This is a genomic window from Maribacter aurantiacus (assembly GCF_005780245.1).
GTDB lineage: Bacteria > Bacteroidota > Bacteroidia > Flavobacteriales > Flavobacteriaceae > Maribacter > Maribacter flavus.
Genome location: NZ_VBUK01000006.1, coordinates 218,630 through 235,609, shown reverse-complemented (window position 1 = coordinate 235,609; position 16,980 = coordinate 218,630). Strand labels below are relative to the sequence as shown.

Sequence of the window (16,980 nt, the reverse complement as noted above, 5' to 3'; positions counted from 1 at the left end):
AACACCCAGACGACGGAGTACACCTTTACCCCCGATGACGGGGAGTGCGCCAACGAGGCGAAGCTTACCATAGAGGTCACCGCCAAGGTTGACCCCACCTTCGATGCCGTCGGTCCGATCTGCGAGGGGGATGACCTATCGGCCCTGCCGACGACCTCCACCAACGGGATCACGGGTACGTGGAGCCCCGCGCTTGACAACACCCAGACGACGGAGTACACCTTTACCCCCGATGACGGGGAGTGCGCCAACGAGGCGAAGCTTACCATAGAGGTTAATCAATTACCTGAAAATCCCGAGTTTAAAATAGAAAATGCTACATGCGATACGAAAGGATCTGCTAGAATAATTAATTATATGACAGGTTTGGAATATACTTTCCTACCTACAGGACCCATAGTTGATGGAAGTGGTTCCGTAACAGGCTTCTTATTGGATACTGCCTATTCGGTGACTGTAAAAGATATAAAAAGTGGTTGTGAGTCGGGTTCTACAATTTTCAGCATTGGTTCATGGCAGGAAATGAGTTGTAGCATTGTCCAGGATAAGCTTACGACAGATCACCTTACCAAGGACGGTGTGGCAACGGTAACGCCTTATGGCGGTATGGCACCATTCACCTATTTATGGGACAACGGGGAGACCACCCAAACGGCCACTACCTTGACCTATGGGATGCATTCCGTTACCATTACGGATGCCAACGGTTGCTCAACGATGTGTCAAATAGATATAGCCAAGGAACTCTATTGTTGGGTGAACCTGATACAGAATGTATCGGAGTATGGCGGTAAGGATGGTGCCGCTCGAGTGAGCGGTAATGGCGGGTACAGGCCCTTTACGTTCCAGTGGGATGACGGAACCACCGAAGCGACCAACCGCTCGTTAACGGCAGGTATACATACTGTGACCATTACGGATGCCAAGGGGGCGACCTCGCAGTGCAGTATCACCATAATGGAGCCTACGGGAAGTGTGTGTGACAAGTTTACAAGTGATGTGGAGCAGGTTAAGCTTACTACAGACCACTTGACGGAGGACGGTGTTGCCACGGTAACGCCTTATGGTGGAACGGCACCTTATACCTACTATTGGGACAATGGTGAGACCACCCAAACGGCCACCACCTTGACCTATGGCATGCATTCGGTTACCGTTACGGACGCTAATGGTTGTGAATCCATGTCCTATATAGATATAGCCAAGGAACTCTATTGTTGGGTGAACCTGATACAGAATGTATCGGAATATGGCGGACAGGACGGTGCCGCGCGAGTGAGCGGCAATGGAGGGTACAGGCCTTTTACCTTCAAATGGGATGATGGGTCCACGGAAGCGACCAACCGTTCGCTAACGGCAGGCATGCATACGGTCACCATCACCGATGCCAAGGGGGCGACCTCGCAATGCAGCATTACCATAACCCAACCTGGACAAGAAATATGTGATGGTGTGGATAACGATGGCGATGGCAAAGTGGATGAGGGATTTGATGCTGATGGGGACGGTATTGCAGATTGCTTCGATGATTGCGATGATAGACTTGATTCCGACCAGGACGGTGTACCGGATTGTTTTGATATATGTCCCAATGGGGATGACACCAAGGATACCGATGGGGACGGGGTGCCCGATACCTGCGATGTTGAGGAGTGTGATGGTCTTGATAATGACGGTGATGGCAAAGTGGATGAGGGCTTCGATGCCGATATGGACGGTATTGCAGATTGCTTCGATGATTGTGATGATAATTTGGATTCCGATCAGGACGGCGTGCCGGATTGTTCGGACAAATGTCCCGGGTACGATGACAACCTTGATTCTGATGGAGATGGGACCCCTGATTGTATGGACGACTGTGACGATACCGTTGACACAGACGGTGATGGTATCGTTGATTGCGATGATCAAGAAATGGATTCACCTTGTCCGGACAACGTTGATGCCAATGGGGTATCACTGGATACGGATGGCGATGGCGTTGTGGATTGTTTGGACAAATGTGAAGGTTTTGACGATACCCTAGATTCTGACGGAGACGGAACTCCTGATGGATGCGATGTTGAGGAGTGCGATGGTGTAGACAATGATGGCGATGGTGACATCGATGAAGATGTTATATTGCCAACGGTTGAGTTTGTCGCCTTTGGAGAAATACGTATAGATGCAGGTATTCAATACAACCTTTCTGGGGGTAGCCCGGATGGGGGGACTTACAGCGGACCTGGAGTAACCGATAATGGGGATGGCACCTATACTTTTGACCCAGTGGCTGCGGGACTTGGGGAACATACATTGACCTATATCTATACAAATGGTAATGGTTGTTACAATTCTGCGACAGATGTAGTCAACGTTCTTGAAGCAGTTCCTTTTACGGTACTAATCAATGAATTTCAGCCAAATCCATCAGGTAACGATCCATCGACACAAATGATTGAACTAAAAGGCCCTGCCGGTCAACCGTTTGCAGGATGGATAGTAATCCTGGATTCTGATTCTGGAAACGCCTCCGGAGGGGTCAATGATGTAGAGCAAATTTCTGGGACCTTTGATGCAAATGGGCTTTTAACTGTTTCGATTCCTGATGTTGAGAATCCAAGTTTTACGTTAATCCTTACCGATAACTATCAAGATGGTATTGACGATTTTGATAGTGATAACGACGGCCAATTGGATTCAGATATTTCAAATCTTGGTAATGTTTTGGATGCGATAGGCGTTCCTGACGCAACAGGCGATGAAAATTTCTTATTTGGCACACAACTGGGAGGTGATGACTTCAAGTTTACAGGTGCTGAACCTATGTTGGTTTTTAGAGACAGTAATACAAATGCATGGTATGCTATTAATGACCATACTGACGGTATGGCCTATGATTTAGACTCAAATCCCTATACGTTTAGTTCGTTCAGTGGTAACTTGGAGGGACCAACATTTGGAATGGTGAACCCATATATGCTAACAACGGCACGAACTTTTCAAATGGAGTTATGGCCTAATCCTACGGTTGAAATCTTAAACCTGGAGGTTCCAAAGGCCTCAGGTATAATCAGATTTGACCTTTATGATATTTCTGGTAAGTTGGTCAAAAGTGTTCCTGGTAATTCTTGGAACTTACAACAAATTGACGTTAGGAGTTTAGAATCAGGTGTCTATATTATAAGGGCTAACGGAGGCAGTTCAAACAATATGATAAAAAAATTCATAAAAAGGTAATTAAATCAATACTTGACCAAAAGCCCTTTAGGATTAATCCTAAAGGGCTTTTTTCATTTCAACACTTCTTAGAATAACGGTGGGGCACCTCCAATTGCTAGTTTTCAACTTGGGCTTGTAAGATGAAGATTACAATACCTCTTGTCGAACATCCCTTTATAAATGGGGCTTAGCGGATTGCCGATGAACACGGTATAATAACGATTATTGTTCTGAAACATTTACTTTCCCTTTACTTTTATCCCACAAATAAACTTGAAAACCAAACTGACCCAACTTCTTTCCACCTTGAACTATTATTGGAATTACCTCCCTAGAGAGGAATTTATGCAAAATGGTGCGCCCATTTGGGGAGTAAATGCCAATGAGAAAGTAAATGTCCATCATGGTTACGAAAATTAGAAAGGAATGCCCAATAGTATGATAGACTTTTTATCCAATTATTTTTACCTTTCCTTGATTGCCGGTTTTGCCGCTTTCTTTTTATCTACTAGTATTTATCTATATCCAGTAATAATAAATGTATCGAAATTAAAGGGTTTGATGGATGATCCCGATCATCGAAAGATGCACGTTTCCAAAACCCCAAACTTGGGTGGATTGGGTATATTTTTGGCCTTTTCGCTTTCAATGATCGTATTTGGAATTTTGACCGATCTTGTTCCTACGGATTTAGCGAAACTTCTGGCAATCATGGGCTCGTCCATAATTTTGGTCTTTTTGGGAATCAAGGATGACTTGACCGGAATGGCGCCTAAAAAGAAATTGCTTGGCCAGTTGATTGCCGTCTTAAACGTAGTGGTGCTTACGGATATTAGGATATTGCATTTTGGAGGTATTTTTGGGATAAACGAGTTGCCTTACGTTGCCTCCGTGTTATTTTCGATTTTTGTTTTCATGTTGGTCATCAACGCCTTTAACCTTGTGGATGGTATTGATGGTCTTGCAGGTTCACTTTCCATACTTGGAAGCATTACATTCGGCGTACTTTTTTCCATCAAAGGCAATTATCTGATGTCTTTGGTAGCTACCATATTCGTGGGGTCGGTCTTGGGCTTCTTAAAGTATAATCTATCGAGGGACAAAAAGATTTTCATGGGAGATTGTGGATCTCTTTTAACCGGGTTCCTTTTGGCCTATCAAGGTATTTATTTTCTAAACCTCAATATGGAAATAGGAACAACCAATAACTTTACTAATTCCCCCGTAATTTTGTTGGCCATACTTTCGTATCCACTGTTTGACCTTTTGCGGGTCTTTGCAATACGGATTCGCGAGGGAAGGAGTCCCTTTAGTGCCGATTCCAACCATATACATCATCGGCTTTTACGGTTGGGATTGTCGCATAAAAGGGCCACGTTTACCTTGGTAATCGCTAATTCATTGCTAATCGCCTTTGCGTTCCTAACGATGCAACTGAACATTCATATTCATTTGGTAGCATTGGTGTTGTTTGGTGCATGTGTTTATTTACTACCATTTTTGAAAGTGTTTGATATCAAAAATGGTACCCAATTAAACGTTTCGGTACTTGTAAATGGAAGTGATGCCCATGATGTCGCTTCTTTAAAGGATTCGGTTGCATCGGACCAAAGCAAAACTTTCAAATCCGATTTGAATGATATGCCCAATAAAATAAAGGGTCAATCCATTGGGAAGGAATTTATGAAGGACAGAACCAAAACCTTTAATTCGTTAAAGGGAAAATTGAGGAACAGAAAGGACAAGGCATTGGATAAGGACAGTGTCCTTTAATAGAAGGGCATTAGCCATATAAAACCAAATAGAAATTGCTCCGTGAGCCGGTCAATATAAAACGCAGGCGTTGGAAAAATCCATAGAACTTAATAAAGTAGAAAAGCAAAAAGGAAGCAGTTATAGACAGATCATGAAGGCTACCTCCATTTTTGGAGGGGTACAGGTCTTTAATATCCTAATTTCTATTTTGCGATCCAAAATTATGGCGGTGCTACTAGGTCCTGCCGGCGTTGGTATTTTGGGATTGCTCAATACTACAATATTATTAATCAGTTCGTTGACGAATTTTGGCCTTGGAATCAGTGGCGTAAAGGACATTGCCACGGCGAAAGATTCCAATGATGAATTCCGCTTGGCCAAAACGATAAGTGCACTTAACCGATTAATTTGGCTAACAGGAGTTGCAGGTTCCTTGATTACACTCTTTGGGGCGAAATGGCTGAGTCAAATGGCTTTTGGAAATACAGAATATACCATCGCCTTTATCTGGTTGTCCATAACCGTACTTCTAAAGCAATTGGCCAGTGGCCATTTTGTGATTTTACAAGGATTACGGAAACTTAAGGACTTGGCAAAAGCCAATATGATCGGTTCCGCCATTGGCCTTGCATTGTCGATACCTTTTTACTACTATTTGGGTCTGGAAGGGATAGTGCCAGGTTTGGTGATAACCGCTCTAGCAACTTTTATCGTTGCACTTTATTTTGGTAAAAGCATTAAAAAAGAACGGGTTCCTTTACCTTTCAAAGAATTGAAGGCGGAAGGAAAGGGCATGATGACCATGGGTTTTATATTGAGCCTCAGCGGAATTATGGTATTGGGCGAATCCTATATTTTAAGGGTTTTTATCAATTATTCCGGAGGCGTGGAGGAAGTAGGGCTTTACAATGCAGGAATTGCCCTGATAACTACGTATGTTGGATTGCTTTTTACGGCGATGGAAACTGACTATTACCCTAGGCTTGCTTCCGTGGCCTTAAATAATTCAAAGGCAAATGAACTAATTAACCAACAAACCGAAATAGCCTTGTTGATTTTGGCACCGGTATTGGTGGGGTTAATGGTATTTATCGATTGGGTCATTATCATTCTGTATTCTTCAGAATTCCTGGCAGCCAACGTAATGATTTATTGGGCCTTTTTAGGACTCTTCTTTAAGGTTCCCGCATGGGTGATAGGCTTTATATTTATTGCGAAGGGAAAAAGTAAACTGTTCTTTTGGAACGAGTTGATTTCCAATCTCTATCTCTTGCTATTCAACATCCTAGGTTATCATTATTGGGGGCTGGAAGGTTTGGGAATTTCCTTTTTGGTGTCGTACATGGTTTACCTAGGGCAGGTTTATTTTATAGCCAGTAGAAAATATCGGTTTTCCTTCCAAAAGGGATTCTCAAGGATTTTTGGTTTGCAATTCATCTTTGGAGTGCTGTGCTTGGTCGGTATTACTATGTTGAATACACTTTGGATGTATATCTTGGGCGTCCTTCTTATCCTTTTGTCCGGGTATTTTTCCCTTGTGGAACTGGACAAACGACTAGGGCTAAGGCAACTCATTTCGGGGTTTTTTGGTAAGAAATAAGGAATCGGCAGAACTAATTACAATGAGCGATATTAAAAAACTGGCACTTTATGGGGTTTTGTTCGTTCTGATCTATTTAGGACCTGTACCTGTGGGCCCAACCACGTTTTCCCAATTCTGGAAGATTCCCCTTTTTCTTTTTTTGGTTTGGCAGGTTTTGATCATCCGTAATCGGAGAAAACCGAATTTCTTAAAATGGTCCTACGCCAGGGCCGGAAAAAACCTGGTGACGGCAAACTTTTCAGTAAGCTATTTTGCCAGCATCATCGATTTTGTCCGATACATGATGTTTCCGCTCATGTTCGAATATGCTATGATCAAGATAAAGGACCTTAGGAATTTGGACAAGATTCTTTTAGGTTTTGCCCAGTTCGTGATTTTGTCCGGGATTCCCTTTATTTTGGGCATTTTGGAAACCAAGGCAAAGGATACGGTAGACTATGAAAGCTTCGGTACTTTTTCAGGTATGTTCCAAAATACGCACGGTGCCGCCATTACTACCACCACCGCAGTTTTGATAATGATCGCCTTTTTAAAGGCAAAATCGAGTATCATCAAGTATACGAAATTGAATTACGCCATCGTCGCATTTGGTATTTACCTGGTTTACTTGACCTATGTTAGAACGGGATATGCCATGTTGGCCATTGGGCTCGTTTTCTTGTTTCTTCCCAAGAAATTCTCCATAAAGCAAATCGCTACGGCGACCCTCGCCGTTGCGGTATTGGGCGTTGGATTCTTTTATCTTTTGGAAACCAACGAGACATTTTACAACCGGATTTTTGACATACGAAACGGTAAACAGACCGCAGCAGGCTCTGGCCGACTCATTTTTTGGCAAACGGCAGTTGAATTATGGTACAGTGGAAACCTTTCTGAAATGCTCTTTGGTTTTGGCTTCGATGCCTTGGTAGACAAGATAAAGGAGGCGACCGGGATACGCGTGTACGCCCATAACGAGTTTTTTACCCAATTGGGCCAGAATGGGGTTTTGGGAATCGTTTTTTTCTTCGGATACCTTATTTCACTCTTTAAATTTATCTGGAAAAGAAAGAATAGACCTTCGTATCGCTTGGCATTGTCCGTATATTTTCTGTACCTGTCCTTGATGCTGACCCAAGGGGGAATGTGGTTTGAGCTGGATGTCTTTATGGTACTTGTCTACGTAAAACTGGAGTTTGAGGACATGATGTTTAAAAAAGTGAGCGTTCTAAGAAAAAAGAGGAATATGGAAAAATCATATATACCTGCCACCGCGCATTAAATCCCTTAAATGTTATTGACCACCCATGGCAAAGATTCTTGTGACCGTACCAAACCTTAAAACTCCGGGAGGGGTAAGTTCCTTTTGGAATGCCCTCTTGCCCGAGTTTCACCTAAAAAAGGATTTGAAAGTTACACCTTTGGAAATAGGAGGGCATGGCAAAAACCCCCTAGGTCCATTTTTGGATCAATGGAAACTTATGGGTTCCCTTAAGAAGGTAGATTTGGTGGTACTCAACCCTTCCCTAGGAGGACGTAGTTTCTTTAGGGACGGATTGTTCGCCAAACAGTTGGCCGTATGGAACAGGAAGTTTGTGGTCTTTTTTCATGGCTGGGACCTGGATTTTGAAAGGAAGGTAACCAAGAGCTATGTAGGTTTTTTTAAGGGTTCATTCGCTAAAGCCGAACAGATTTTCGTCCTCTCCAAGGATTTTGAAACCAAACTCCGGGAATGGGGCTATACCGGCAAAATATCGATAGCGACCACGACCATTGAACGTGGGCTGATTACCGGTTTTTCTATCAAGGACAAAAATGAACATATTAGAAATTCAGGAAAACTTCGAATACTGTTCATGTCCAGATTGGTAAAGGAGAAAGGTATTTACGAAACGATCGATGCCTTTAGAAAGCTCCGGTTGTCGTTCCCCAACATCGAACTTTTTATTGCCGGGGACGGTGCGGAAATGGAGTTGGTAGCCAATGAAACCAAGAACGATGCTGATATTGTACTGCTAGGACATGTGGAAGGAGATAAAAAAAGGGACCTATTGATGAAATCCCATGTGTATTGCTTGCCCAGTTACACGGAGGGGCTGCCCACATCGGTTTTGGAAGCAATGGCCTTTGGAATGCCCGTAATTACGACGGCTGTTGGCGGACTGAAATATTTTTTTAAGGATAAGGAGATGGGCTATTTTGTGGATTTGGAGAAGAAGGAGGATATGGTCCATCGGCTGAAAGATTTGATTTCAGATACCGAAAGGATGGTCACAATCGGCACTAATAATCATGGGTATGCCCTCAATTATCTCACGGCGGACAAGGTCGCCCATCGCTTGGCCGAATCTTTTAAAAGTATTATCGGGCGTCCTTAATTCCCTCATAATCCTATGAATGAAGACAAAAATTTAAAGCGGATAGCATCGGTTTGCATGAAGGATGATCTGTCATGTTACGACCCGTACGATATATGGATGACCGATTTGGGCATTCAGGTAAAGTCTTTGTTCAATAAAAACAAGTATTTGGGAATACTTCCCGCGGCCGGTGTAACGTTCTTTGACCATTTCCTAAACAACAATACCCGGCTCGGATACAAAAGAAGGGAATACCCAACCGCAAGGGCCATGGCGGCACTTACACTTTTGAATCTCTATAAAAGAGAAAATAAAGAAGAATTGTTGCAGGGTGCCAAATTGCATTTGGACTGGCTACTTGAGAACACCTGTACAGGCTATGCCGGACTCTGTTGGGGATTAGGCTTTAAATGGGCCGCCGGCGAGGGTTTGGACTACAATGAGAACACGCCGTTCAGTACCCACACCCCCTATGCCCTGGAAGCGATACATACGTATGTGCAAATAACCAAGGATACGAGCTATATACGGCACATAAAAAGCATATTTGATTTTTATGAAAACGACATAAAGGTCCTTTATGAAGACGATACCGAAATGGCCACCTCCTACGGCCCGTCCAAGGACAGACTGGTCACCAATGCGGTTTCCTACACCATGTACGCCTATGCTATTTTTTTAGGCTATTTCACCGATAAAGAAGATGCTATCAAGGAAAAAATTGGCAAGTTGTACGCCTTTATTCAAAACAGGCAGCGAAACGATGGTTCATGGTTGTATTCGCCCGAGGATGAAGATTCCTTTATAGATTGTTTCCATAGCTGTTTCGTGCTTAAGAATATCCATAAAACGCATCAAATTGTACCCTTAAACGATGTGAAGAAAACCACAAACATGGGCTATGATTATTTAAAGCTTCATTTTTACGCATCTAAGGATGGACTTTTCAAGAGATTCAGCCTTAGCAACAAACCGTCCATTATAAAATACGATTTGTACGACAATGCGGAGTTTTTACATTTGGCCGTGCTATTGAGGGATCTTGATTTTGCCCAGAAACTGGCAAGTGCCATAGATGTAAAGTTTGGGAAGGGAGAAGACATTTATTCGGTCATTGATATGTTCCATTTCCGGAAAAACAAAAACACCTTACGCTGGGCCAAAATGCCCTATTTATATGCGCTTTCCGCATTCCATCTTTTTCAAAAATAAAACTTTAGAGTCCCGATGATGTTCATTTTGTAGTGAATAAACGTCGTTCGTCTAGCGGCATTCCTTTTTTTGAAACGGTTATTTTTTGTCCATTTTCATTTTGTCCATCGCTTATGGTGTTTAATCGTGTTTTTATGTTATTGCAGTTACGATGGATTTTCTTTGTCCTTGGTAACTTTTGCATGAAAACACTAACAAACTAGCTATATGTGCGGAATTTTAGGATCGGTAAACATACCCTTTTCGGAGGATATCCTCGCTTTGATCGCACATAGGGGTCCGGACGATTTTGGTATCGAAAGGTTCCATAGTGGCGAACACGAAGTGCATTTTGGACATCGCAGGCTCTCTATAGTCGATTTGAGTCCAGCAGGGCATCAGCCCATGGTTTCCCCTTGTGGAAATTATGTCCTCATTTTTAACGGTGAAATTTATAATCATCAAGAATTAAGACAACGGTTACCCAAAAATTTCGAATTTAAGGGGCATTCGGACAGTGAAACCCTGTTGTATTTTCTCATTCATTTTGGAGAGCAAGGCATTGCGGACCTTAATGGAATATTTGCCTTTGCCTTTGCGGATAAGGCGAAGAAGCGAATGGTTTTAGCCCGGGATCCCTTTGGTGTAAAACCTTTGTATTATTCCCATAGTGACAACGGACTTGTTTTTTCATCTGAAATTAGACCGATTCAGGCACTCCTGAATGAGAACGAACTCGACGGACAGGCACTAGCCAGTTTGTTGAGATTGCGATACAATGCCGCTCCTAGGACACTTTTTAAAAACGTTCAAAAAGTCCCTTCCGGTCATAGTATTACTTGGGATATTTCCGATGCCAAAATCACCCATGAATCCCATTTTTATGCTTCCCAATTGCCCAAAACCATAAAAGGCGGTAAAAAGGAATTGGTTGATAATTATGGAGCAAACCTTGAAGCGGCCGTAAAAAGACAATTGCTATCCGATGTTGAAGTAGGGGTATTGCTAAGCGGGGGCATAGATAGTGCCTTGATCGCGGCCCTGGCAAAAAAGCATTATCAGGGCACCTTAAAGGCCTTTACCATTGGTTTTGAAGGAGAATTTGATGAGGACGAAATAGCGGACGCCAAGGAAACTGCAGATCTTCTTGGCCTGGAACATCATGTTGAAAAAATATCATTCCACGATTTTCTAGGATTGATAAAGGAGTGCTCCCGCATCGTGGAGGAACCCTTGGCAACCACTTCCATGATTCCTATGTACTATTTGGCCAAATTGGCCTCCTCACATGTAAAGGTCGTATTGACCGGGCAAGGTGCCGATGAGCCTTTGGGAGGCTATACCCGGTATCGCTCTGAAATCATTAGAGAACATTTGCCTTCCCCGATAAGGTCTGTATTGAAACCTACATTTCAATTCTTGGGAACCAAGAACGATCAATGGATCAGAGGCGCAAAAACTATGGAAATTTCGATTGAAATGGAACGGTTTTTATCAGTCTATGAAATTTTCGAGAAGGAAGAAATAGCACGATTGATAGGTGAGGATGATCATCTCAGTGAAGGTTTGATCGGTCATTTTTATGATAGGTTGGACTGTAAATCCCGTATACATCCCGCTGAAAAATTGATGGCTTTGGACACCCGACTCAACCTGTCTGACGACCTATTGAACTATACGGATAAAATAACGATGAATTTTGCGTTGGAATGCAGGGTTCCCATGTTGGATTTGGAATTGGTTCGTTTCATGGAATCACTTCCATTGGAACGGAAAGTCAACTACAGGGAGGGAAAATTGATCCATAAGGCATTCGCGGAAAAATTCTTGCCCAAAAAGATTATAAATAGGAAGAAAAAAGGCTTCCAGTCCCCAACCAATACATGGTTTAGGGAAGAAATGGACCTCTTGAAAGGGTTGCTGCTAGATACAACATCTTCGTTCGCAAAGGTTTTTAATTTAAAATATGTAGACCAAATTTTAAATGCTCATACCTCTGGTTTCAACAAAGAGAAACAGATTTTTCTTTTGTTGGGCATTTATTATTGGTTTGATTCTAATGACACTAACTGAAAAAAATATGGTTTGGGAAATGTTGAACGGGGTCAAGACCGCTGTTCCCAATTCACGCGAAGAACTACTGGAATATGTTTTTGAAAACAAAAATATTCTGGTTGCCGTAAATGCCGAAAAAATCCATCATGCCACGGACCTTTCAAAGGAAATTATCAACAGGAATGTGGGGTATCCTGATGGCGTAGGTGCTGTTTGGGCCCTCAATAGAAAGGGACATAAAAATGTCCAGAAAATTCCGGGATGTGAGCTCTGGTTGGATATTGTGGCCAAATACCATGACAGCAAGAGTTTTTTTCTCATGGGGGGGGAAGATGCGGTTATCAACAAAACGGTGGAGCTTTTAAAAACACGGTATCCCAATATGAACCTAGTAGGATACCGTAACGGTTTTCTAAAGGATCAAAAAGAAAAGGAAGACCTATTGGAAGAAATTGCTTTAAAACGCCCCGATGTGGTCTTTGTGGCCATGGGCAGCCCCAGACAGGAGCTTTTGATGGAAGAGATGGCGAAGCTACATGCTGCTGTCTATCAAGGACTAGGCGGAAGTTTTGATGTTTTTACCGGCAAAGTTCACAGGGCACCGGAATGGTGGATCAAAAATGGCCTCGAGGGTGTTTACAGGACCATGAAAGAACCCAAGAAGCGTGTAATGAGAGATATTAGGGTATTGCCCTTTTTTATGAATTTAATATTGAACAGGCTATGATACATCTCGCAAAAGCATCCGATCTTAAGGCTTGGAACGGTTTCCTCGAGGAGGAGAAGGAGCGACAGCTTGTTACCATTGCCCACAACCCTTCCTTAGGACGCATTTTAGCCAAGACCTTTGGTTACAAGGAAGAGAATATGTTTATCATGAAGGATGACCAGATCATTGGTGTCCTTCCCGCTGTAAAGGTGGGTAAAAAACTAGTATCCATGCCCCATTTTTCATATGGTGGTCCTATTTTTTGTTCCAAGTCCAAGGAAAATCTAGAGGTTTCCAACCTTTTGAACGAAACCAGTTTTGAGGTCAGGGGGCTACAGAAGGTGACGGATAATTTTTATGCCAATAAAATCCTGTCCAAGGTGAAACTCAAGAATTGTCCGGAAGAACAGTTTATGAACATATCTTCATCGGCGCGTAGAAAGATTAGACAGGCTCGAAAAAGAAATTTTCAAACGAAGCATGGAGGCTTGGAGCTGCTGGACGATTTCTATAAAGTTTATTCTAAAAGAATGTTCCAAAAAGGTTCTCCTCCGTTGGGGAAGGATTTTTTTAGGAACCTCTTGTCGGATTATGAACATGGCAAGGCCCAAATATCCGCAATATATTCCAACGGGAACGTTGCGGCAGCCGGACTAACGCTATGTTACAAGGATTTTAATGAACTATGTTGGGTAAGTTCAGACAAAAAGTATGACAGGTATAATGTAAACTCTTTGTTATACTGGAATATCATTAAGGACTCCATTGCAAATGGTTACTGTTATTTTTCCATGGGAAGGTCCACGGTCAATAGTACCAACCACAGGTTTAAAAAACAATGGAACCCCATAGAATTGCCACTGTTTTTTAACCACTCCCATTCCGTAGGAAAATCAATTAAGGAATTCACGTTTTTAACGAAGCTCTGGAAGCTCCAGCCATTTAAAACATCCGTTCTTTTTGGGAAATACATCTCCAAATATGTGTATTGACGTCGAATGGAAACCAAAAAAAATAAAATGACCAATAACCCTAATGATACAGTTCATCAACGTGCTGTTTTGGAGTTGTGCCAGGATACAAACGTTTGGAATTCCTTTTTGGAACATGAAAAGGAACACCAAATGGTAACCATAGCGCATAACCCATCCTTGGGCGAAATATTGGAGAAAAGCTTTGGGTATAAGTCCTTTAACTATGCAGTAAAGGAACATGGTGAGGTGATAGGGCTTTTTCCAACCGTTCAAATAGGGAGGAAATTGGTTTCAATGCCCCATTTTTCCTATGGAGGCCCATTCTTAAAACATACTGTTAAAAGGAAGTATAAAGTATCCGAGATGCTCCCTACCAAAAAGTTCGAGGTTCGATCTTTTGAAAAATTGACGGGGGAGGTATTCGATAAAAAAATCAGCTGTGTCGTACCACTACAAGCTACGGTCAAGGAACAGATAATGACCTTCAAACCCAAACTGCGCCAAAAGCTTCGGAAGGCCTCAAATCTGGATTTTTCGGTCAGGGTAGGCGGCTTGGAACTGTTGGATGATTTTTATGATTTGTACAGTAAAAAGATGTTGAAATTTGGGTCTCCTACCATAGGTAAGATTTTTTACAAAAACCTCTTGGAATACTATCAATTTGGTGAGGCGGGGATTACCGTACTTAATAATGGCGATAAGGTGATTGCTGCGGGGTTTTCCTTGTCCTACCTGAATTTTAATGAAATCTGCTGGTCTGCCACGGACTGTGCCTATGACAAACACAATCTACATGCCCTGATCTGTTGGGAAATGATGAAAAACTCCATTGGAAAGTATGACTACTTCTCTTTTGGTAGGTCTACGAAGGAGAGCAACAACCATCGATTTAAAAAACAGTGGAACCCCTTGGAGCTTCCCATTTATTATAATTATTCGGAGCCTGTGGGAGCATCTCTGAAGGAAATGACATTTCTAACAAAAATCTGGAAATTACAGCCTTTAAAAACTTCGGTATTTTTTGGGCACTATATTTCAAAATACGTTTACTAGATGAATATTCTGACTTTTGACATTGAAGAGTGGTATCATATTTTGGACAATCCGTATACAAAAACCCCTAAGGAATGGGCCAATTTTGAAGCGCGGATCCATCAAAATATGGAAACCATCCATGATATATTACATACGGGAAACCTGAGCGCAACATTTTTTGTTGTGGGTTGGATAGCAGAAAAATTCCCTGAGGTGGTGCGTGAAATTGCCTCAAAGGGATATGAAATTGGTAGTCATACCCATTTACATCAATTGGCCTACGAACAGGATAGAAAGACTTTTAAAAAGGACGTAGAAAAATCCATAAAGACCCTGGAGGATTGTACCGGGAAAAAAGTCCGCGCATTCAGAGCTCCCGGTTTTTCCATTACTGAAAGCAATAAGTGGGCATTTGAGGTTTTATATGAATTGGGTATCACGGTCGATTCCTCCGTGTTTGCTGCCAAGAGAGGTCATGGTGGACTATCCGAATACGGGACAAGTAAACCTTCCCTACTTAGATACAACGGTGTGGAGTTAAAGGAATTCCCTATTAATACGCACCCTGTAATGGGTCGGCAACTTATCTTTTCGGGTGGAGGATATTTTAGGTTATTTCCATATCCGTTTATCAAGCAATTCAGTAAAAATTCGGATTACATAATGACCTATTTCCACCCAAGGGATTTTGATCATGGACAGCCCATTCTACAGGGTCTTTCTCCATTCAGGAAATTCAAGTCTTATGTCGGCCTTAAAAATTGCAAGTCAAAATTGGAGCGATGGATCCAGGACTTTGAATTTGTGGACCTGGATACCGCGATAAGGCAAATAGATTGGGCCAGGGTAGCCACTGTGGAATTGGAAGCGGCGGAACAAGAGTGCGTCTCCCTTTTGTCAACAAGGGCCTAAAAAGGACTATATCCAACCGAAGAAATTTGAAGATGAAAAAAATAACCATTATTGCAGGTGCAAGACCCAACTTCATGAAAATTGCACCAATTATTCACGCATTGAAGGAGGCCCAGGAAAAAGGCAAAAAAATTGATTATAGGCTGATCCACACCGGTCAACACTATGACGAGAAAATGTCCGGTAGTTTTTTTGAGCAACTTCAAATTCCGGAACCCCACGTAAACCTTGCTGCTGGTGGAGGTACGCAAGCGGAACAGACTGCAGCGATCATGCTCAAGTTTGAAAAGGAACTCTTGGAAAACCCTGCGAATTTGGTCTTGGTTGTAGGCGATGTCACCTCTACCATGGCCTGTGCAATAGTAGCCCAAAAACTCCATACAAAAGTGGCCCATGTAGAGGCCGGAATACGATCAAATGATTGGAGTATGCCCGAGGAAATCAACAGGCTTTTGACCGATGCCATCACCAATTACTATTTTACCACTTCAGAATTGGCGAACCAAAACCTTTTGGCAAGTGGGGCAAATCCTGAAACAATTTTCTATGTAGGTAATACAATGATCGATACGCTTTTAAAGCAGCGCCCCCGTTTTAGAAAACCGTCTTTTTGGGACGAGCTTGGATTGCAGGATAAAAGTTACATGGTCATGACCTTACACAGACCGGCCAATGTAGACGAGGAAGCGAATTTGAAGACCCTCATCGATGAGATCATTCTGCATTCTGCACCCTATGATTTGGTATTTCCCGTACATCCTAGAACGGCGAAAGTTTTGGAAAGACTTAAAATTGCTGACAAACGCCTTCATTTGGTGGAACCTATGGGATATTTGGAATTCAATTACCTGGTAGAACGCGCCATGGCCGTTGTTACGGATTCCGGTGGTATTACCGAGGAAACCACCGTGATGGGTATTCCTTGTATGACCCTTAGGGACAATACGGAACGACCTGAAACGATTACCATTGGAACCAACGAACTTTTGGGTACTGATCCAAAGGCCATTAGGCCCGCCATGGAAAAATTGCTATCCGGGAATTGGAAGGTGGGTAGTATTCCACCGCTTTGGGATGGCGCCACGGCCCCCCGTATTATCGAAAATATATTGGGATTGAACGAATTATAATTAGACGGCAGGCAATTATCCGTAGCTTCGTCCGTTGAAGCCTGCAAAAAATTACTAAAATTCTGCGGTTCAATAT

The 16,980-nt window shown here is 42.6% G+C and carries 13 protein-coding genes; all 13 read left to right on the top strand.

Going from position 1 to position 16,980, the window contains the following annotated elements; genetic code table 11:
• On the top strand, positions 1-3,219 hold a 3,219-nt coding region (locus tag FEK29_RS11905; RefSeq protein WP_138258653.1), incomplete at its 5' end, for a T9SS type A sorting domain-containing protein.
• Positions 3,220-3,474: 255 nt separating this feature from the next.
• The gene (locus FEK29_RS17965) at positions 3,475-3,621 is read left to right on the top strand and encodes a hypothetical protein (RefSeq protein ID WP_161595353.1); all 147 of its coding nucleotides are present in this window, start codon (positions 3,475-3,477) and stop codon (positions 3,619-3,621) included.
• Between the two features lie 18 nt (positions 3,622-3,639).
• The gene (locus FEK29_RS11900; protein ID WP_161595352.1) at positions 3,640-4,974 is read left to right on the top strand and encodes an MraY family glycosyltransferase; all 1,335 of its coding nucleotides are present in this window, start codon (positions 3,640-3,642) and stop codon (positions 4,972-4,974) included.
• Between the two features lie 70 nt (positions 4,975-5,044).
• Entirely contained in the window at positions 5,045-6,556 is a 1,512-nt protein-coding gene (locus FEK29_RS11895; RefSeq protein ID WP_205123418.1) for an O-antigen translocase, read from the top strand.
• Positions 6,557-6,578: 22 nt separating this feature from the next.
• On the top strand, positions 6,579-7,820 hold the full coding sequence (locus FEK29_RS11890) for an O-antigen ligase family protein (RefSeq protein WP_138258651.1): 1,242 nt from the start codon (positions 6,579-6,581) through the stop codon (positions 7,818-7,820).
• A gap of 25 nt (positions 7,821-7,845) precedes the next feature.
• Positions 7,846-8,916 carry a glycosyltransferase family 4 protein gene (locus FEK29_RS11885; protein ID WP_138258650.1) on the top strand — a complete coding sequence of 357 codons (1,071 nt, stop codon included), beginning with the start codon at positions 7,846-7,848 and terminating at the stop codon, positions 8,914-8,916.
• Between the two features lie 15 nt (positions 8,917-8,931).
• Positions 8,932-10,110 (top strand): hypothetical protein, encoded by a 1,179-nt coding sequence (locus FEK29_RS11880; protein ID WP_138258649.1) that lies wholly within the window; start codon positions 8,932-8,934, stop codon positions 10,108-10,110.
• Positions 10,111-10,317: 207 nt separating this feature from the next.
• Positions 10,318-12,162 carry an asparagine synthase (glutamine-hydrolyzing) gene (gene asnB / locus FEK29_RS11875; RefSeq protein WP_138258648.1) on the top strand — a complete coding sequence of 615 codons (1,845 nt, stop codon included), beginning with the start codon at positions 10,318-10,320 and terminating at the stop codon, positions 12,160-12,162.
• Complete coding sequence (locus tag FEK29_RS11870) at positions 12,149-12,871, top strand: WecB/TagA/CpsF family glycosyltransferase (protein ID WP_240042742.1); 723 nt, start codon at positions 12,149-12,151, stop codon at positions 12,869-12,871. Before asnB ends, FEK29_RS11870 begins: the two co-directional genes overlap by 14 nt.
• Positions 12,868-13,845 carry a GNAT family N-acetyltransferase gene (locus FEK29_RS11865; protein ID WP_138258646.1) on the top strand — a complete coding sequence of 326 codons (978 nt, stop codon included), beginning with the start codon at positions 12,868-12,870 and terminating at the stop codon, positions 13,843-13,845. Before FEK29_RS11870 ends, FEK29_RS11865 begins: the two co-directional genes overlap by 4 nt.
• A gap of 27 nt (positions 13,846-13,872) precedes the next feature.
• Complete coding sequence (locus tag FEK29_RS11860; protein ID WP_138258645.1) at positions 13,873-14,880, top strand: GNAT family N-acetyltransferase; 1,008 nt, start codon at positions 13,873-13,875, stop codon at positions 14,878-14,880.
• Positions 14,881-15,774 carry a polysaccharide deacetylase family protein gene (locus FEK29_RS11855; RefSeq protein WP_138258644.1) on the top strand — a complete coding sequence of 298 codons (894 nt, stop codon included), beginning with the start codon at positions 14,881-14,883 and terminating at the stop codon, positions 15,772-15,774.
• A 32-nt stretch (positions 15,775-15,806) separates the two neighbouring features.
• Positions 15,807-16,904: a non-hydrolyzing UDP-N-acetylglucosamine 2-epimerase gene (gene wecB / locus FEK29_RS11850; RefSeq protein ID WP_138258643.1), complete on the top strand. Its 1,098-nt coding sequence runs from the start codon at positions 15,807-15,809 to the stop codon at positions 16,902-16,904.
• Positions 16,905-16,980: the final 76 nt, after the last annotated feature.